At 69.2% G+C, this 18,054-nt stretch carries 19 protein-coding genes and 1 pseudogene; 6 read left to right on the top strand and 14 right to left on the bottom strand.

Annotated features, from left to right (window positions below; all coding sequences use genetic code 11):
* The first annotated feature begins 37 nt into the window (after positions 1 to 37).
* A complete protein-coding gene (locus AC6CCG_RS31700) occupies positions 38 to 1,243 on the top strand; it encodes a Fic family protein (RefSeq protein WP_496658843.1) in 1,206 nt (401 codons plus the stop codon).
* A 13-nt stretch (positions 1,244 to 1,256) separates the two neighbouring features.
* Here AC6CCG_RS31700 and AC6CCG_RS31695 read toward each other — a convergent pair whose 3' ends face one another.
* Positions 1,257 to 1,388, bottom strand: a complete 132-nt coding sequence (locus AC6CCG_RS31695) for a hypothetical protein (protein WP_496658842.1) — start codon at positions 1,386 to 1,388, stop codon at positions 1,257 to 1,259.
* Between the two features lie 156 nt (positions 1,389 to 1,544).
* On the opposite strand from AC6CCG_RS31695, the gene AC6CCG_RS31690 reads away from it, so the two are divergent.
* From AC6CCG_RS31690 to AC6CCG_RS31680, 3 genes and pseudogenes are all read left to right on the top strand, one after another.
* Positions 1,545 to 1,907, top strand: a complete 363-nt coding sequence (locus AC6CCG_RS31690; protein ID WP_496658841.1) for an MmcQ/YjbR family DNA-binding protein — start codon at positions 1,545 to 1,547, stop codon at positions 1,905 to 1,907.
* A 46-nt stretch (positions 1,908 to 1,953) separates the two neighbouring features.
* On the top strand, positions 1,954 to 2,862 hold the full coding sequence (locus AC6CCG_RS31685; RefSeq protein ID WP_496658840.1) for an MmyB family transcriptional regulator: 909 nt from the start codon (positions 1,954 to 1,956) through the stop codon (positions 2,860 to 2,862).
* Positions 2,863 to 2,895: 33 nt separating this feature from the next.
* Positions 2,896 to 4,113, top strand: a pseudogene (locus tag AC6CCG_RS31680) (MFS transporter); the annotation flags it as partial.
* 17 nt (positions 4,114 to 4,130) lie between these two features.
* On the opposite strand, the gene AC6CCG_RS31675 reads toward AC6CCG_RS31680, so the two are convergent.
* The 8 genes from AC6CCG_RS31675 to AC6CCG_RS31640 form a co-directional block, all read right to left on the bottom strand.
* Positions 4,131 to 4,733 (bottom strand): DUF3151 domain-containing protein, encoded by a 603-nt coding sequence (locus tag AC6CCG_RS31675; RefSeq protein ID WP_496658839.1) that lies wholly within the window; start codon positions 4,731 to 4,733, stop codon positions 4,131 to 4,133.
* A gap of 42 nt (positions 4,734 to 4,775) precedes the next feature.
* Positions 4,776 to 5,786 (bottom strand): magnesium transporter CorA family protein, encoded by a 1,011-nt coding sequence (locus tag AC6CCG_RS31670; protein ID WP_496658838.1) that lies wholly within the window; start codon positions 5,784 to 5,786, stop codon positions 4,776 to 4,778.
* 31 nt (positions 5,787 to 5,817) lie between these two features.
* Positions 5,818 to 6,630 (bottom strand): galactose-binding domain-containing protein, encoded by an 813-nt coding sequence (locus AC6CCG_RS31665; protein WP_496658954.1) that lies wholly within the window; start codon positions 6,628 to 6,630, stop codon positions 5,818 to 5,820.
* Between the two features lie 126 nt (positions 6,631 to 6,756).
* Positions 6,757 to 8,373 (bottom strand): alkaline phosphatase D family protein, encoded by a 1,617-nt coding sequence (locus AC6CCG_RS31660; protein ID WP_496658837.1) that lies wholly within the window; start codon positions 8,371 to 8,373, stop codon positions 6,757 to 6,759.
* Positions 8,374 to 8,404: 31 nt separating this feature from the next.
* Positions 8,405 to 10,072 carry an extracellular solute-binding protein gene (locus AC6CCG_RS31655; protein WP_496658836.1) on the bottom strand — a complete coding sequence of 556 codons (1,668 nt, stop codon included), beginning with the start codon at positions 10,070 to 10,072 and terminating at the stop codon, positions 8,405 to 8,407.
* Positions 10,073 to 10,083: 11 nt separating this feature from the next.
* Positions 10,084 to 11,022 (bottom strand): carbohydrate ABC transporter permease, encoded by a 939-nt coding sequence (locus AC6CCG_RS31650; protein ID WP_496658835.1) that lies wholly within the window; start codon positions 11,020 to 11,022, stop codon positions 10,084 to 10,086.
* On the bottom strand, positions 11,022 to 12,008 hold the full coding sequence (locus AC6CCG_RS31645) for an ABC transporter permease (RefSeq protein WP_496658834.1): 987 nt from the start codon (positions 12,006 to 12,008) through the stop codon (positions 11,022 to 11,024). The genes AC6CCG_RS31650 and AC6CCG_RS31645 overlap by 1 nt, the downstream gene beginning before the upstream one ends.
* Positions 12,009 to 12,188: 180 nt before the next feature.
* Positions 12,189 to 12,986, bottom strand: coding sequence for a DeoR/GlpR family DNA-binding transcription regulator (locus AC6CCG_RS31640; protein WP_496658833.1), 798 nt, complete (start codon positions 12,984 to 12,986; stop codon positions 12,189 to 12,191).
* Between the two features lie 165 nt (positions 12,987 to 13,151).
* Between AC6CCG_RS31640 and AC6CCG_RS31635 the strand changes: the two genes are divergently transcribed.
* The gene (locus tag AC6CCG_RS31635) at positions 13,152 to 13,853 is read left to right on the top strand and encodes a glycerophosphodiester phosphodiesterase (protein WP_496658832.1); all 702 of its coding nucleotides are present in this window, start codon (positions 13,152 to 13,154) and stop codon (positions 13,851 to 13,853) included.
* A gap of 7 nt (positions 13,854 to 13,860) precedes the next feature.
* Here AC6CCG_RS31635 and AC6CCG_RS31630 read toward each other — a convergent pair whose 3' ends face one another.
* From AC6CCG_RS31630 to AC6CCG_RS31620, 3 genes are read right to left on the bottom strand one after another with little or no spacing between them, the layout of a single operon-like run.
* Positions 13,861 to 14,658, bottom strand: coding sequence for an ABC transporter permease (locus AC6CCG_RS31630; protein WP_496658831.1), 798 nt, complete (start codon positions 14,656 to 14,658; stop codon positions 13,861 to 13,863).
* Positions 14,655 to 15,374 carry an ABC transporter ATP-binding protein gene (locus AC6CCG_RS31625; protein ID WP_496658830.1) on the bottom strand — a complete coding sequence of 240 codons (720 nt, stop codon included), beginning with the start codon at positions 15,372 to 15,374 and terminating at the stop codon, positions 14,655 to 14,657. Before AC6CCG_RS31625 ends, AC6CCG_RS31630 begins: the two co-directional genes overlap by 4 nt.
* Entirely contained in the window at positions 15,371 to 15,730 is a 360-nt protein-coding gene (locus AC6CCG_RS31620) for a hypothetical protein (protein ID WP_496658829.1), read from the bottom strand. The genes AC6CCG_RS31625 and AC6CCG_RS31620 overlap by 4 nt, the downstream gene beginning before the upstream one ends.
* A gap of 76 nt (positions 15,731 to 15,806) precedes the next feature.
* On the opposite strand from AC6CCG_RS31620, the gene AC6CCG_RS31615 reads away from it, so the two are divergent.
* Positions 15,807 to 16,337, top strand: coding sequence for a helix-turn-helix domain-containing protein (locus AC6CCG_RS31615; protein WP_496658828.1), 531 nt, complete (start codon positions 15,807 to 15,809; stop codon positions 16,335 to 16,337).
* 45 nt (positions 16,338 to 16,382) lie between these two features.
* Here the strand turns inward: AC6CCG_RS31615 and AC6CCG_RS31610 are convergent, their stop codons facing one another.
* Together AC6CCG_RS31610 and AC6CCG_RS31605 are read right to left on the bottom strand one after the other, a co-directional pair.
* The gene (locus AC6CCG_RS31610) at positions 16,383 to 17,276 is read right to left on the bottom strand and encodes a phosphotransferase (RefSeq protein ID WP_496658827.1); all 894 of its coding nucleotides are present in this window, start codon (positions 17,274 to 17,276) and stop codon (positions 16,383 to 16,385) included.
* A gap of 193 nt (positions 17,277 to 17,469) precedes the next feature.
* Positions 17,470 to 18,006, bottom strand: coding sequence for a hypothetical protein (locus AC6CCG_RS31605; RefSeq protein ID WP_496658826.1), 537 nt, complete (start codon positions 18,004 to 18,006; stop codon positions 17,470 to 17,472).
* Between the last annotated feature and the right edge of the window lie 48 nt (positions 18,007 to 18,054).

The raw sequence follows: 18,054 nt of genomic DNA, 5'->3' as shown, positions 1-18,054 counted from the left end.
ATCCAAGTTTCGCCGAAACTTGGATTAGCGTGGGTTCATGCTCCAGGTTCCCGCGTTCCAGGACGAGGACGAGTACTGGGTGGCCGAGTCCGATGGGATGACCAGTCGCGCCAGGCTGGCTGCGGCGTCCGGCCCTTATCGATCGGCGGTCCCATCGCGCATCGCGGACTGGACGCCCGAGGTTCCCGCTGATCTCGCAGCCGACACCGAAGAGGCAGCCGCCGCCCTGAGCCGCTTCGACGACCACGCCCGTGCGGTACTCGGAGAATCGAGCCCATCCCTCGGGCCGATGAGTTCCATCCTGCTCCGGACCGAGTCCACGTCGTCCTCTCAGATCGAGAACTTGACGGTCGGCGCCAGACAATTGGCGCTCGCGGAACTCGACCGATCCGCGTCGAGCAACGCTCGGACGGTCGTAGCGAACGTCCACGCGATGGAAGCCGCGCTCGCACTGGCCGACAACCTCGATACCGCAGCGGTCCTCGAGATGCACCGGGCTCTGTGGGCCGGCCAGCAAGGCTGGGAGGGGCACGCCGGTCGGTGGCGCGACCAACCGGTCTGGATCGGGACGAGTTCCGTGAGCCCTCGCGGCGCGTCCCCTGTCGCGCCCCAGCCCGAGCATGTGCCCGACGCCATGCAGGATTTGATGTCCTTCGTCCGTCGGGACGATCTTCCCGTGGTCGTCCAGGCCGCCGTCGCGCACGCGCAGTTCGAGAACATCCACCCCTTCTCCGACGGGAACGGAAGGACCGGACGGGCACTCGTCCACGCGATGCTTCGGGGCAAGGGCCTCGTGACCAGCACGACCGCGCCGGTGTCCTCGGGACTGCTGAAAGACACCGACGGCTACTTCCAGACACTCTCGGCCTATCGGGACGGTAACGCACGCCCGATCGTCGAGCAGTTCTCGGCTGCGTCACGGTTCGCGGCGACAGCGGGGACCCGTTTGATCGACGATCTTGCGGCGCAGCTCGAAAGCTCCCGGGACCGGATGTCCGGACTCCGACCGCAGGCGTCGGCCTGGAAGGTGCTTCCGCTTCTGTTGTCCCACCCGGTGATCAACGCGAACTTCCTGTCCTCCCAACTCGGAATGGGAGCGCAGAGCGCGCAGAACGCTCTCGGCCAGTTGGTCGAGGCAGGGGTGTTGGAGGAACGGACTGGACTGCGTCGCAACCGTGTGTGGCAACACCCAGGGATCCTTGGCGTGCTGGATCATTTCGCGCAGAGTCTGATCCGCTCCTGACCCCGAAGAGGGCTCAGTCGCGGTGGGCGCGGAGGCCGAGGCAGAACGGGACGTCGTCGCCGCGGTCCGGTTCGATCACCCGGTCGACGGTCAGGCCGCTGGCGATCAGGGCGTTCCAGAAGTCGGCCAGGGTGAGGTGGCGCATCCCGAACCGGGACCGGATGCCGCCCTCGCTCCACCACGGTGAGGAGTGGTGCCAACCCGTCTCGCGGTAGGTCGGATGGACGATCCGGTGTTGTTCGACTCGTACCAGTCCGCCTGCCCGTCGTAGCGCGCCATGAGCCGACGCTAGCGTGGCCCCATGACCCGGGACGAGGTGCTGGAGCTGTGCTTGTCGCTGCCGGGGGCGGTGGAGGACTACCCGTTCGGCGACGACCTGGCGGTGATCAAGGTCGGCGGCAAGATCTTCGCGCTGCTGCCGCTGGGCGGCGAGCCGGGCACGGTGAGCCTGAAGTGCGATCCGGCACTCGCCCTCGAACTGCGGAACCGGCATGCCGCGATCGGGCCGGGCTATCACCTGAACAAGCGGCACTGGAACACCGTCGTCCTGGACGGGACGGTGCCCGACGACGAGCTGGCCGAACTGGTCGAGCACTCCCATCGACTCGTGGTGGCCGGCCTGACCCGCGCGGTCCGGGCGACGCTGCCCGGCGGAGGCAGGTAACGCCAGGGTCTCCCGGTCCGGCGGAAGCTCTCGTACCGTCGAGGACATGGGCCACAGCGACGACGTACGGGAGTTCCTGGTGTCTCGGCGGGCCAAGGTCACGCCGGACCGGGTCGGGCTGCACGGCACAGCGGGGCGACGGCGGGTGCCGGGGCTGCGTCGCGAGGAGGTCGCCTCGCTGGCCGGGGTGAGCGTCGACTACTACATCCGGCTCGAGCGCGGGAACCTCGGCGGGGTCTCGGAGAGCGTCCTGGACGCGTTGGCCAACGCGCTGCTGCTGGACCAGGCCGAGCGGGAACACCTGTACGACCTCGCCCGCGCCGCCAACCGGAGCACCCGGAGCCGGGCCGGCAGCCCGGCCCGGCAGATCCGGCCGAGCATTCAGCAGCTGCTCGACGCGATCACCGGCGCGCCCGCGTACGTCCGGAACCGGCGCCGCGACGTGCTGGCCACCAACCGGCTCGGCCGGGCCCTGTTCTCCGAGCTCTACCGAGATCCGCAGCAGCCGCCGAACATCGCCCGGTTCGTCTTCTTCAGCGAACGCAGCCGCACCTTCTACCGGGACTGGAGCCGGGCCGCCGACGACACGGTGGCCGCGCTGCGGACGGAGGCGGGCCGGAACCCGTACGACCGCAGCCTGTCCGACCTGATCGGCGAACTGGCCACCCGGAGCGAGGAGTTCGCCGGCCGCTGGGCCACCCACAACGTCAAGCTGCACCAGTCCGGGATCAAGGAACTCCGGCACCCTGTGGTCGGCGACCTGCGGCTCGACTTCGAGGCCCTGGAACTGCCGGCCGACCCGGGGCTGGCCCTGATCGTCTACAGCGCCGCGGACGGCTCGGGCACGGCGGACGCGCTCGCCCTGCTGGCCAGCTGGGCCGCCACGGCGGACGAGTCAGGACCCGCTGATGATCACGGACAGGAAAGGGTTACGCCGGCAGCAGACACCCATTGACCCGGCTCCGGCGGTACGGGTTCGCTGGGGACGGTGATCTCCCAGTGGCAGGTCCTGGCCGCGCACGCCGACTTCCGCCGCCTGTTCACGGGCGGCTCGGTCTCGCAGTTGGGGTCGACCGTCACCTCGGTCGCGCTGCCGCTCACGGCGGTGCTGTTGCTGGAGGCGACGCCGCTGCAGATGGGGCTGCTCGGCGCGGCCGGGTTCCTGCCGCATCTGGTGCTCGGGCTGCCGGCGGGCGTGTGGGTGGATCGCTGGCCGTACCGGCGGGTGCTGGTGCTGACCGATCTGGCCCGCGCGCTCGCCCTCGCCGCCGTGCCCGTCCTGGCCGCGCTCGGGTTGCTGCAGATCTGGCAACTCGCCGTGATCGCGGTGGTCACGGGCACCTGTTCGGTCTTCTCGGCGATCGCCGAGGGATCGTTCCTGCCGGAACTGGTACCGCGTGGTGAGTTGCTCACCGCGAACAGCGCGATCGCGATCCGGAACTCGGTGACCAGCACCAGCGGCGCCGCGCTCGGCGGTCTGCTGGTGCAGTTGCTGACCGCACCGGTGGCGATCGTCGTCGACGCGGTGTCGTACCTGTTCTCGGCCGTCTGCGTGGGCCGGATCCGGATCCCGGGTCGCCGGTCCGCGGCCGCCCGGGAGCGCCGATTCCTGCGGGACATCGGCGAGGGGATCCGGGTCGTCTTCGGCCGGCCGGAGCTGCGGGCGCTGACCCTGGCCGCCACGATCGGCGCGCTGGCCGGCCAGCTCCAGGCGGTCGTCGTGATGCTGTTCCTGGTCCGGGACCTGGCGTTGGCGCCCGGCCTGATCGGCCTGCTGCTCGCGGTGGCCGGCATCGCCGGGATCGTCGGCGGTGCGGTCGGGGTGCCGATCACCCGTCGGCTCGGCCACGGTCCGGCGTTCATCGCCGGCACCCTGGTGTCCAGCCTGGCCGGAGTGGTGCTGGCGCTCGCCGGCGGCCCGCTGCCGCTGCTGCTGGCGATCGTGGTGGCCGCACGGCTGCTGCAGGGCTGGGGCCCGACGCTGTACGGGATCAACCAGCAGACGCTCCGGCAGACCCTGATCGCGCCCGATCTGCTGCCCCGGGCCCAGGCGACCTGGCGGTTCCTGGTCTTCGGGATGCAGCCGGTCGGTGCGCTGCTCGGCGGCGTGCTCGGCTCCGTCGTCGGGCTGCGCGGCACTCTGGTCGTCGGCAGCGTGATCATGCTGGCCGGCACAGTGGTGGCCTGGCTCAGCCCGCTGCGTTCGCTCCGGGAACTGCCCGATCAGCCGGCGTCGGCGGCCGGAGCCTCGGACCGCGCCACGAGCGGGGCGGACTCCGGCGCCACCGACTCGGGCGTCGCGGATTCGGGAGTCGCGGGCGCGGGAGCCACGGGCTCGGAAGTCACCGGCTCCGGGGTCACCGGCTTGGGCGCCGGCGGCAGGGCCAGTTCGGTGTAGGCGGTCTCGGACGAGTCGCGGAGGAACTGGGAGCACCGCTCGTACTCCTCGGACTCACCGATCCGCTGCGCCGCCTGGGCCAGCGCCCACAGGGCCCGCAGGAAGCCACGATTGGGTACGTGCTCCCAGGGAATCGGACCGGCGCCCTTCCAACCGGCCCGGCGCAGCGCGTCCAGCCCGCGGTGATAGCCGGTCCGGGCGTACGCGTAGGCAGCGACGTCACCCTCGCGGGACCCGATCCGCAGCGAGCCTTCGGCGAGCAGGGCCCAGCACAGGCTCGACGCCGGGTGCGCGGCGACGATCTCCATGAACCGTTCCCGGCCGCGCTCGGCGATCAGAGCGACGGCCGGATCGGCCGGAAGCTCGGTCGGCGCCGGACCTGCGCCGGGTGCGGCAAGCAGGTTCTGGTGCGTGTGATCCTGACTCATCCGGACAAATGTATCCCAACCGTTGTGAAGGTCCGCACGACACTAGATCCAGTCGTGCCGCCGGAACAGGATGAACAGGATCACGGCCGCCGCGACCATGATCACCAGGTAGACCCAGAACCCGGCCTGGGAGCCGGTGCCCGGGAACTCGACGTTCATCCCGACGAAGCCGGTGACCAGGGTCGGCACCGCGATGATCGCGGCCCAGCCGGTGAGCCGCTTCACGTCGGTGTTCATCCGCTGGTTGGCCAGCGCCAGGCTGGTGTCGAACAGCGAGGCGAGCGAGTCCCGGACCGCGTCGGTGGCCCGGACCACCCGATCCTGCCGCTCGGCCAGCAGGGACCAGTGCCGGGCCTGGAGTTGATCTTGACCTTCGCTGTCCTGGCTGAGGTCGGTCAGTACGTCGAGGGTCGGCTGCGCGACCCGGCGCAATTCGGTCAACGCGCGGCGCAGCCGGAACGCGCGCAGTTGTTCGTCCCGGGTGAGCGGGCGGTCCTGGAACAGCGCGCCGGCCAGTTCGTCGCTGGCCGACTCCAGCCACTCCACCGCGTCGGCCTGGCTCTGCACGGCGCCCTTCACCAGCACCTGCAGGGCATCCGGGACACCGCCGTCGGCCAGCCGGTCCCCGTCGTCGACCAGAGCCTTCGCCGGCCGTACGGTCGCCGGGCCTGGTCCGGCCAGGCAGATCAACACCCGGTCGGTGATCACCATCGCCAGCGGGTCGGCGGTCAGCTCGACGGTGTCCCGGTCGATCGTGATCACACTGGTGATCAACAACCGGGTGCCGCCGAACGTCTCGTACTTCACCCGGCGGTCGGTGGCCAGCAGGTCCCGGATCGCCCCGGCGTCAAGATCGAGTTCCTGGGCCAGCGGGCGCAGCCGCAGCTCGAGGCCGGGCTCGCGCGGCACCACCCACCAAGCCACCGAGCCCCGGTGCAGCTCGAGAACGTCGCCGAGGTCGTCGCCGTCCAGGTCCTCGGCGATCACCGCCTGCCCGGTCCAGACCCGGCTCATCGGTGTGACTCGCCCGCCGGTCGTAGGTGGGGTGTTCACCCGGGTGAGCCTAGTGCCGACGCGGCGCTGGTCACCCCGTCGCGTAGATCTCGGTCTCGACGATCCGCGAGTAGTCGCCGTTGTTGTTGCCCCAGCAGAGGATGCGGACCGCGGTGGTGGTCTCGGCCGGGAAGGTCGTCGTCACCACGCCCAGCTTGTTGCCGCGCACCTGCGCCACCGTGGCCCAGTCGCCGTCCCGCCAGAGCTGGACGTCCCAGTCGGACAGGCCGTACCGGCTGGCCGGCTCGGCTGCGGAGTCCAGCGTGTAGAGGACCACCCGGTCGATCTCGGCCGGCTCCACGAGCTGGTACGCGACCCAGTCCGGCCAGGCTCGCGAGGTGGCGTCGTTCCAGCCGGTGAAGGTGGCCCAGTGACTGCTGTCGGTGTCGCCGTCGTTGGTGCCACAGACCGAGAACCGGCCGTGCCGCGACGACATCGACGGGGCCGCCGCCAGGGCGACGTTGCCGTTGTCCGGCGGCGGTACGACCTCGACGGACACCTCGGCCGACGAGCTGGTGCCCGCGGTCAGCCTGATCGGGTAGGACGCCGGATCGGTCCCGTACGGGACGGTGACCGTGATCGGCGCCTCCAGGGTGAACCCGGCCGGCAGATAGCTCGACACCAGCTTCCGGGACAGCTGCAGCGGACCGTCCTCGGCCAGCCAGGCATCGCCGTAGACCGCCTGCCGGGTCGGGTTGTGCAGCCGCAGGGTGAACCGCGCCGTGGCACAGTCCAGCGCGGCCAGGTCGACCGACTCCAGGTCGGCGCTCACCTGCAGCCGGTCCACCGGTGCCGCAGCAGCCGGTGGTGCAGTGATCACCAGACCGCAGAATGCCAGATCCATGATCAACAGCACCACCCAACCGCCGCGCCCTGAGCCTGTCGAAGGGCCGAGCCGGATGGGCTTCGACAAGCTCAGCCCGCGTCGGATTACATCCATGATCGAGTTCCCCCTCAAGATCAACGAAGGTCAGGCGGAGTCGAGGATCAGCTCCGGCTTTCCGGATTCGACGACGATCCGTTGCCGGACCGAGATCGGGGCGTCCCGCCGGGTGACGTACGGGACGATCTTGACGTCGGTGCTGAGCAGCTCCGGTGTGACCGTGCAGAGCAGGTAGCCGCGCTGCTGGTTGGCGAACTTCAGATGCGGGTTCTCCACCAACCGGGTCTGCAGCGCCGGCGTGATGTCGGCGCCGTCCCGGTCGCTGCAGATCGACGTGCCGACCAGTTCGACGCCGACCGGGTTCGACTCGAGGTTGTCGAAGTCCGCCAGCAGCTCCAGCGCGTAGTTGGTGTGCGCGTCGCCGGTGAGGACCACGAAGTTGTCCGTGCCCGATTCCCGTACCGCATCGAGGATCCGTTGCCGGGCAGGGACATAGCCGTCCCAGGCGTCCATGTTGAGCGACAGCCCGGAGCCGCCGGCGCTGTCCAGCTGAGCGAACGGGATCTGCTGCGGGACGAGCTTCCAGCGGGCCGGCGAGTTGGTCAGCCCGTTCAGCAGCCACTGCTCCTGTTGATCACCGAGCACGGTCCGGGAGGGGTCCCGGCGGACCGCCGAGTCGCCCGAGCCCGGTGCTTGATCATCGCGGTACTGCCGGGTGTCGATCACATCCAGCTGGGCCAGCTTGCCGTACCGGAATCGGCGATAGAGCTTGAGATCCGGTCCGTCCGGCTCCGGCAGCCGCAGCGGCAGGTGCTCCCAGTAGGCCCGGTAGGCGTTGGCTCGTTGCACCGCGAAGTCGATCGGCTGGTTCCAGCTGTCGGAGTCCAGGCTGACGTAGTTCGAGGTGACTTCATGATCGTCCCAGGTGGCGATCCAGGGCGCGCTCTGGTGCGCGGCGATCAGGTCCGGCTCGGACTTGTAGAGCGAGTACTGCAGCCGGTAGCGCTCCAGCGTGATCGCGTCGGAGGCGAACTCCGGCGGCAGCGGCTCCGGCACCTCGTGCAGCCCGCCCTCGGAGTTGATGCCCGACTCGTAGATGTAGTCGCCGAGGAACAGCACCGCGTCCAGGTCCTCGGCGGCGATGTGCCGCAGGGCCGTGTAGTAGCCGTCCGGGAAGGACTGGCAGGACGCGACGGCGAACTTCAGCCGGTCCGGGTTGGCGTCCTCGGCCGGCGCCGTCTTGGTCCGGCCGGTCTCGCTGACCTGACCGCCCGCCTTGAACCGGTAGAAGTACTCCCGGCCCGGCCGCAGCCCGCGGACGTCGACGTGCACCGAGTGGTAGTACTCCGGATGGGCGAGGGTCCGCCCGCGCAGCACCCGCCGGCTGAAGTCCGGGTCCTCGGCCACCTCCCATTCGACCCGCCAACTGGCCTGCGGCATGCCGCCGTACGGCTCCAGCGGCTTCGGCGCGAGCCGGGTCCAGATCACCACCGCGTCCGGCAGCGGGTCGCCGGACGCGACGCCCATCGTGTACGGATACGGCAGCGCGTCCTCGACGATCTTGGCCTCGCTGCGCTGTGGCACTCCGACGCTGAAGGCCAGCGCCGCGGCGGCCGTGGCGGCGGTCAGGAACCGCCGCCGGTTCCAGCCGGCGGCGACCGCCTCCGGAAACTGTGCGTCATCGATGATCTTGCGACATGTCACTGCGTCCCCCCGAGTTGATCATCGACCTGGGTCAGGCCGGTTGCTCCTTCAATGCCGTTTCCAGCTCCGTCCGGATCTGGTCGCCGCCCTGGCTCCGCCACTGATCGAGGAACTCCTTCAGATCGGTCATCGGCCGCTCACCGACGACGATCCGGTTGACGAAGTCCTCCTGCAGCAGCTTCAGCTGAGGTGCCCGGCGTTCGTTGGTCTCCGAGGTCAGGCCCTGAGCCGGGTCCGGCTCGGCGGTCGCGGCCATCTGCTCGTTGATCTTGATGCACTCGTCGACCCCCTTGAAGATCCACGCCTGCGGGCCGAGGCCGTAGTTCAGGGCCCCGCGGTCGGTCTCGATCGTGCTGCCCTCGATCATGGTCGGCTCGCCGCTGGCGCCTTCCTTGCGAGGCTCGTAGTAGTCGCCCGGCGCGCCGTACTTGAGGTAGTACCACTCCTCGCTGCCGAACGGCGCCCGCCGGTAGTTGAACACCCGCAGGATCTCGGCCAGCCGGTCCTTGTCCTCGGCGACCTTGGCCGAGATCGCGTTGATCCCGTACGAACCCGAGGACCGGACGAACAGCGGTTCCACCGAACCATCGTGGCCGGGCGGGATGAACGGAGAAAGACCTCCACCACTCGCCTTGACGGCCTCGGAGTAAGCGTTCGGGAAATACCAATTCTGCGCCGAGATCGAGCACAGGCCGACCTGCCCGGTGGTGATCAACTCCAGATCCTTGGCGGAGTTGGCGCCCAGGGCCAGCGTGTCCGGGTGCAGGCCGCCGGCCTTGAACAGGTTCGCCGCCCAGGCGACGGCCTGCTCGTACTCCGGGGTCTCGTAGGCATGGATCAGCTTTCCGCCCTCCAGCCGCCAGTTGTTCGGCACCCGGAACATCGCGTTGGCGACCGCGCCGATCGTGCTGGTGAAGCTGTAGCCACCGCCGCCGAACACCTTCCGGCCGGGCTCCGGATTGCCCTTCGAGATGGCGGCCAGCACCTCGGCCAGTTCCTCGGCGTTCTTCGGATCGTCCGGGAAGCCGAGCTTCTCGGCCCAGTCCCGGCGCAGCCGGTATTGCGTCTGCACGGCCGGGATGTCGATCGGCACGCCGTAGATCCGGCCGTCGATCGCGCTCGCCTTCCACTGGTCCGGCCGGATGTTGGAGAGGTTCTTGTACTCCAGGATCCCGTCGCCGCCCAGCACGTCGCTCAGGTCGGCGAACGCGCCCTGCCGGCAGGCCTTGGCGCAGGCCGCGAGGTTCATCAGCTGGACCACCTCGGGCAGGTCACCGCCGGCCAGCAGGGTGGCGAACTTCGCCTCGTACTCCGCGTACGGGATGGTGGTCATCTGGAAGTCGACGTTGAGCCGCTCGTTCAGGCCGCGCCACCACGGATTCTGGTCCAGCGGGGGCACCGGAGCACCCCAGGTGACATGGACGTGGGTCATCGGGCCGCCGGTGCCGGGCGGGGAGTCGACGGTCTTGATCAACTCCGCCGGCAGCGTCTCGTAGCCGATCGGCACGCCGGCCTCCTTCGAGACGACCGCGCCGTCCAGCCGCGGCGTCTCGGTGTAGGCGGGTGGGGTGAACGGGGTCTTCTTCTCCGGCCCGGCACCGCCGCCGTTGTTGGTGCCGCAGCCCGCGACCGCGACCGCCGCGGCGCCGAGCCCGAGTCCCAGGAACCCTCGGCGACGGAGGACGCTGGCTTCGATCATGATCAAACTCCTCAACCCTTGATGGCGCCGGTCAGGACGCCCTTGGTGAAGTACTTCTGCAGGAACGGATAGACGACGAGGATCGGCAGCGTCGCCACCACGACGATGGCCATCTGGATCGACCGCGGGGCGACCGCTCCGATGTCCGGGTTCTCCATCTGGCTCATCGGCGAGCCCTGGAGGACGTACTGGTTGAGCACCAGCTGGATCGGCCACTTCCCCGGATCGTTGAGATAGATCAGGGGATTGAAGTACGCGTTCCAGTAGCCGACCGCGTAGAACAGGCCGATCACGGCCAGCACCGCCTTGGACAGCGGCAGCACCAGCGAGGTGAAGATCCGCCACTCCCCCGCCCCGTCCACCCGGGCGGCGTCGAACAGTTCGCTTGGCAACTGCATGAAGAAGTTGCGCATCACGATCATGTTGAAGGCCGAGATCAGCACCGGGAAGATCAACGCCGCGTACGTGTCGATCAGGCCGAGCGACTTGACCAGCAGGTAGTTCGGGATGATGCCGGCGCTGAACAGCATGGTCAGCAGGATCATGATCAACGCCGCCCGGGCGAACGGAACTTGCCGGGTCCGGGTCAGCCCGTACGCCAGCATCGCGGTGAAGCCGACCGACAGGACGGTGCCGATCAGCGTGACACCGGCCGAGACCAGCAGCGATCGGGTGACGATCCCGCCGCTGAAGATCGTCCGGTACGCACTCGTGGTCCACTCCGACGGGAACAGCCCGAACTGCAGGTGGGACGTGGGCGAGCCGAACGACGAGAGGATCACGTACCCGAAGGGGTAGAGCATGATCAGCACGATCGCCGCGATCACGATGCCCTTGATCACCCGGATCGCGAGCGGTGGCTTGCCGAGCCAGACGGGGCGGTTCGAGCCGGGCGGCGGCGTGACGCGGATCGAGTCGAGCGCTCCCGGAGCCTGTCGAAGGGTGGCCATCAGATCAGCCCTTCGTTGCCGGTGCGCTTGGCGACCAGGTTGGCGACGATGATCAACGCGGTGCCGACCACGCCCTTGATCAGGCCGGCCGCGGCGCCGATGCCCCAGTCGCCGCCCTGGACGCCGCGGAAGTAGACGAACGTGTCGAGCACCTGGGCCGCCGCGACGCCGACCGACGGCTGCTGCAGCAGGATCTGCTCGAAGCCGACGCTCAGAACGTCACCCAGCCGCAAGATCAACAGCAGCACGACCACGGGCAGGATCCCGGGCAGCGTGATGTGCCAGATCCGACGCAGCGAGCCGGCCCCGTCGGCGGCCGCGGATTCGTACAGCTCGGTGGGAATCGCGCTGATCGCGGCGAAGAAGATGATCGTGCCCCAGCCGATGTCCTTCCAGATCACCTGCGAGGTGAGCAGGATCTTGAACGTCTCGGCGTTGGCCATGATGTTCACCGACCCGCCGCCCAGCTGCGCGATCAGGTCGGCCACCGGCCCGGCGCCGCCGAGCACCTGCTGCCAGATCGAGATGACGATCACCCAGGAGATGAAGTGCGGCAGGTAGACGATCGACTGGACCATCCGCTTCACCCGCTCCGACAGCAGCGAGTTGAGCAGCAGCGCGAGCAGGATCGGTGCCGGGAACGCGAACAGGATCTGCAGGCCGGCGATCACCAGCGTGTTGCTCACCGTGGTCCAGAACTCGGTGTCGCCGACCAACCGGGTGAAGTTCTCCGTCCCGACCCAGGTCGAGCCGGCGAAGCCGAGGAACGGCGAGTAGTCCTGGAAGGCGATCACGATGCCGCCGAGCGGCAGGTAGTGGAAGATCACGAAGAACAGCACACCGGGCGCGATGAACGTGTACATCCAGCGTTCCCGCCACATCCGCTGCCGCAGCGACAGCCGGCGGACCGGTGGCACGGCAGGCGGACCGGCATCCTCCGCCCGCACCCTGGTGACGGTCGAGACACTCCCCACGTCATCGGCCACGCGCTTAAGTTAACACGCCCCTTTGCGAAGTTAACATACGTTGCGGTAACCGTGATCCGAACGTTCCCGGAACCCTGTTTCCGGTGGCTGCCAGTTTTTCACGTTAACGTGAAAAACTGTCGCTTTACCAGGGAAGCTTCCGTGGCAAAGCGACAGGAAAGTGGGTAGAGCGGGGGCAGCTCAGGACGGGGCGACCGAGACGGTTTCGACCCGGCCTCCCGAGTCCCGGACCGCGGACAGGAACTCCGGGTCGGAGCTGTCGTCGACCACGATCAGGTCGAAGTCCTTGGTCGGTGCGATCGAGTGCAGGGCGGTGCGGCCCAGCTTGCTGTGGTCCATCAGCAGCACCCGCTTCGTGGCCGACCGCATCATGGCCCGCTTGATCAGCACGATGTCCGGCTCCTGGTGGAACACCTCGCCGGCCGTCATCGCCGACGTCGAGGCGATCAGGATGTCGGCCCGCAGGGTGTCGATCATCTCGTTGCACATCATGCCCAGATACGAATCGTGGGTCTCGGAGTATTCGCCGCCGAGCACGATCAGCCGGTGGTCGCCGTCCTGCCGGACGATCTCGGCGACCGGCCGGGAGTTCGTGATGACGGTCAGCGGGCTGACGTCGTCCAGCTGCCGGGCCAGCTCGAGCGTGGTGGTGGAATCGTCCAGCAGGACGGCCATGCCGGGCTCGATCAGGGTCCGGGCGTACGTGGCGAGGGCGACCTTGATCTCCCGGTTCACCTGCATCCGGTAGCGGATGTTGGCCTCGAAGACGTTCGACGGCTGGGCGCTGACGCCGCCGCGGAACTTGCGCACCACGCCCTGCCGGGCCAGCTCGTCGAGGTCGCGGTGCACCGTCATCAGGCTGACCTCGAACCGCTCGGCCAGCTGGTTGGCGGAGATCGAGCCCTCCGCCACCACCAGGTCCGCGATCCGGTGCAGCCGGGACGCCCGGCGCGCGGCCGGTTCCACGCTGCCGGTCACCGGGTGCTCGTGAGATCTGGGAGTGATTCAGGTCGAGTTATCACGAAATCATGTTATCTTCACTTTCGCGGGGGCCATAGCGTCCCAGGCCGACCGGATCAGATCCGTGTCTCTGCGGGGCCTGGGACGTTTGGCACGGACCTTCGCTTCGCGCAGAGGAGAACCATGCGGCTCGTGCTGACCGCCCACCGAGGATCCCCGGACCGGGCACCGGAGAACACGCTGCCGGCCTTCGCCGCCGCGATCGCCGACGGGGCGGACGAGCTGGAGCTCGATCTCCAGGTGACCACCGACGACCAGCTGGTCGTCTTCCATGATCAGACCGTGGACCGGATCACCGACGGCGTCGGGCCGGTGGCCGACTACTCGCTGGCCGGGTTGCGCGAGCTGTCGGTGTCGGGCGAACGGATCGCCACCTTCGAGGAGGTGCTGGAGGCGGTCGCCGGGCATCCGTTGCAGGTCGAGCTGAAGGCGCCGAAGGCGGCCGCCCGGCTGGCCGTGCTGTTGCGGGAACGGCCCGAGCTCGAGGACCAGTTCCGGGTCAACACGGGCGAGACCACCTGGCTGGCCGACCTGCACCGGTTGCGGCCGTCGGCCCGGCTGGCGTACAGCGCCGAGGGCGCGTCGACCGCGCTGGTCGACCGGGCGGTCGGGCTGGGGGCCGAGGCGGTCTACCTCAGCCTGCCCGATCTGACCCACGAGATCGTCGAGTACGCCCACCGCCGCGGACTGCGGATCACCGGCTGGCTGGCCAACACCGAGGCCGACATCGAGCGCGCCCTCGATCTCGGCCTGGACGGCGTCACCACCGACCATGTCAGCGTGGTCCGCCCGGTGATCGACCGGCTGGTGCCGAGCCGGTCCTGAGCCTCGCTCAGGTGAGGTCGCGACGCAGCGGGACCAGCACCGCGACGGCGGCCGACACCGCCGCGTAGCCGAGCAGGATCGCGGCCCCGCCGACCGGCGACAGCAGCGCCGGCAGGCCGAGGCCGGCCTCGTCGGTGATCACGTCGGTGAGGAAGGTGAAGTTGATCAAGGCCGAGGTCGCACCGCCGGGCAGGAACGGGTAGAGCGCGTTCAGGCCCGGGATGATCATGAGGACGTACTCGAGGAAGTAGAAGTAGCCGAGCACGATCGCGATCGCCACGATCTGGTTCCTCGCCAGGGCACCGATCGCCACGCCGAGCACCATGTAGACGGCGGCCGCGACCGCCAGCTGGGCGAGCATGATCAACAACGTCGCCGGGCCGAGGCCCAGCGCGACCCCGCGGGCCGCGGCCGCGAGCAGCACGGCCAGGCCCGAGGTCGCGGCGGCGATGCAGCCGTAGCCGAGCCCGAAGAGCGCGTACACGACGAGCTTCGCGCCGAGCACCCGGCCGCGCCGCGGTGCGGCGAGGAAGGTGCCGCCGATCGTGCGGTGCCGGTATTCACCGGTGATCGCGATGGTGCCGATCAAGGCCGGGACGAAGAGCACCAGGCCGCTCAGCCCGACCGCCGTGCCGACCCCCTCGGCGGTGTCCAGTCCGGGCAGCGGCGGGGTCGCGTTCTCGGGCCCGATCAGGCCGAGCACCGCGGTCAGGCCTCCGCCGCAGACGACGGCCACCAGGGCTGCCACCCAGGGCAGCCGCGTGGAGAACAGTCTGGTCAGCTCGCCCTTGATCGTGGTGATCATCGCAGGGCTCCTTCCTGGGTGATCGCGAGGAAGGTCTCCTCGAGGGTGCCGCCGGCAGCCGTGACCTCGGCCAGCGGGCCGGTCCGGGCGATCCGGCCGTTGTTGATCAACACCACGTCGTCGACGCTGTGCTGCACCTCGGTCAGCAGGTGGCTGGAGATCAACACCGTCCGGCCGCCGTCGGCGAAGGCCCGCAGGAACGTGCGCAGCCAGACGATGCCGGCCGGGTCCAGTCCGTTCGACGGTTCGTCCAGCACCAGCACCTGCGGGTCGCCGAGCAACGCGGTGGCCAGCGCGAGCCGCTGCTTCATCCCGGTCGAATAGCCGCCGACCCGGCGGTCGGCGAAGCCCTCGATCCCGGTCGCGGTGATCACCTCCGGGACCCGGCTCGCCGGGTGCCCACCGAGAGCGGCGTACGTCCTCAGGTGGCCGCGGGCCGTCGTCGCCGGATGCGCGGCGGCGAGGTCGACGACCGCACCGACCGTCGCCGTGGCGTTGGGCAGGTCGCGGTAGGCCAGGCCCTCGAACCGGGCCGTGCCGGCGTCGGGTCTGACCAGGCCGAGCAGCATCCGCAGGGTGGTGGACTTGCCGGCGCCGTTCGGGCCGAGGAAGCCGGTGATCCGGCCCGGCTCGGCCGCGAACGTCACGTCGTCGACCGCGCGGACGGCGCCGTACACCTTGGTCAGACCCTCGACCCGGATCGCGATCCCCGTCATCGGGCGACCTTGGCCCGGAGCGCATCCGCGATCGCCTCGGCATCCGGGGTGCTGACCAGCAGTTCGTCGAAGCCGGTCGTGTCGCGCCGGACCCGGACCCGCAGCAGCGGCAGGCCACGCTTCATGGACACCAGTCGTCGGGTGCCGTCCGGGTGGGTGAACGTGCCGAGCTTGCGGAAGCCGGAGATCACCAGGCCGGACCGCGCGCCGAGCAGTTCGTACGACCAGCCCGCCGCGGCCTGTGCGTCGAGGACCGAGGCGGCGGGCACGGTGAGCGTGGCCCGGCCGGCCATCATCGCCTCCCAGCCCGGGAAGTCGATCCGGAGTTCGTCGTGGTGGTGGCGTACCTGAGTCATCGGAGATCCCTCGTTCCTGCGCGATAGCATCGTTCTAATAGCAAGAATATTATCACAGTGAGAATGGTGAAGCAGAATGGGCTCTTCCGCGATGTCGACCGCCGAGATCGTGATGCATCCGGTGCGGCTGCGGATCATCCAGCAACTGGGCGGCCGGGAGCTGACCACGGGTCAGCTGCGGGAGGCGCTGCCGGACGTGTCCCAACCGACCCTGTATCGCCACGTCGCGATCCTGGTCGACGCCGGGATCCTCGCCGTCGTCGACGAACGGCGGGTCCGCGGAGCGATCGAGCGCACGCTCGCACTGGGGGAACGGATGGCCCACATCGATCACGCCGGTCTGCAGGCCATGACCGACGCCCAGCTCCGGAACGCGTTCCTGGCCTTCCTCGCCGACACCGGCGGCCGGTTCGACCGGTTCCTGGACGCCGGTGACCCGGGCCTGCGCGGCTTCCTCGGCTTCGGCACCGGCGCGCTCTACGTGTCAGCGGATGATCTTGAAACCATCCAGAACGGGATGATGGAACTGCTGGCCCCGTACCAGACCGATCAGGGCGACGGGCGCCGCCGGGTCGACCTCACCACGATCCTGATCCCCGAACCCTGACCTGAGGATCCCGCCGGACCGCCGTCGAGTTGGCGATCATGGCCGCTACCAGGTGACCTCGTCGAGCGCCGGCCACGGTGGTCCGTCCCGCAGCGCGCCGAGGAAGGCTCTCCCCGATTCCCTGCCGCTCGGGTGCTGGTCGTCGCGACGCCACCGGTAGGTTGCGACCATCGCCAGGACGAGGCCGCGGCACCGGTCCAGCAGGTCCTGGTCGGCCCCCGGATAGCGATCGCCGACGACTCTGGGCACCCAACCGAGGTCATACTCGACGGGTCCGCGGGCGGTGTTCTCGAAGTCGATCAAGAGCGGTCCGGTCCTGGTGATGATCACGTTCGCCGGATGTGGCTCGCCGTGGAGCAGTTGTTCAGGAGCGTGTCGGTCGGTGATGGACCGCCTCAGTTCGCGCAGCGTGTCGGCGAGGAACGCCCGGTCGGAATCAGCGAGGTCCGGCGTCAGGTCACGACTGGCAACGTCGCGTTGTACGGCGGCGACGCGAGCCATGACCGGCGGCATGGCGAGATCGATCCGACCCAGACCGGCGTGAAGACGCCGAAGGACCTGCGCGTAGTCGGCCGGGCCCAGTGGGGACTGCAGGGGTTCGTAGTGGGTCCAGAAAGTGATCGCGAAACCGTCACGCACGTGGATCCGTGGTTCGACCCGCGCGTCGAGCGACGCCACAGGGCTGTCCGTCTGCGCCAGCAGGTGCACGACGTCGACTTCGCGCTCCGGGCTCGCTTGATGGCCTGCGTGATGGGTCAAGGGCGTGACGCGCGCGACCGTGTCGCAGGGCGTCAGGCGGAGGACCAGGCGGTTGGAATCGTTGAGGACGACGGCGTCGTCGACCTCCAGGCCGAGCGCCGAAACGGCCGCGATCGCTGCGGCGACAGCCTTCCGGGCGACGGCACGGTGATCATCATCATCGGATTCTGCACGGGACATGGTGAAGCGGTCTCCCAACGCGAGGAACAAAGGGGGCGCGGATGATCGCGCTGACCGCTTCGGCTGGCGACCGGCAGGAAAGAAGCAGGTGGCAGGCACGCCTACTGGCACAGGGTCAGCGCGTGCCCGGGACACCGGGAGAGAACTTCACCTCGCCGACTCTAGCAAGCAGCCGCGGGGGAAGGCGTCGGGACTACTCGGGCCAGCACCAGACTTCGGCGTCGGCGATCGCGGCGGAGGAGTAGAGCGGTTCGTCGGTGATCTTGAGTTCGCCCTCGACGGGCTCGCCGTTGATCGTGATCGTGCCGACTCGGCAGGGCATCCAGACGGTCGACAGGATGTTGGTCACGTCGCCCAACTGGTACGCATCGTTGCGGCCGAGCTTCCGGTCGATCGGGTCGGCGATCTCGACCTCAAGATCATCGGCGGTCGCCCGGAAGCCGGTGGCCAGGTCCAGCTGCCAGTCCACCGGGGCCTTGATCAACTCCGGCTCGTGCCACGGCAGGCCGGCGCAGACGTCTTCGAAATAGCGGTTGTACGACTCCGCGAGCCAGCGCCCGAGCTCCGGGTCCGGGCCGATCACCCGGACCCGCTCGGCGTCTCCGTACACCAGCGCATGGCCGGCGCCCCGCTCGGACCAGTCGACCCGCCAGACGGAGGCGTAGGCGACCGGCGCGCCGTCCCGATACAAGGTCAGGAACGGATTCGCGCCGATCAGCCGTACCCGCATCGAAACCTCAGCCGTTGAGAGTCGCGACAGGATCGGAAACGCCAACTC

Source organism: Microlunatus sp. YIM B11417 (assembly GCF_059617205.1).
The sequence above is the reverse complement of the archived record's forward strand: the minus strand, read 5'-3'. Positions and strand labels throughout refer to the sequence as shown.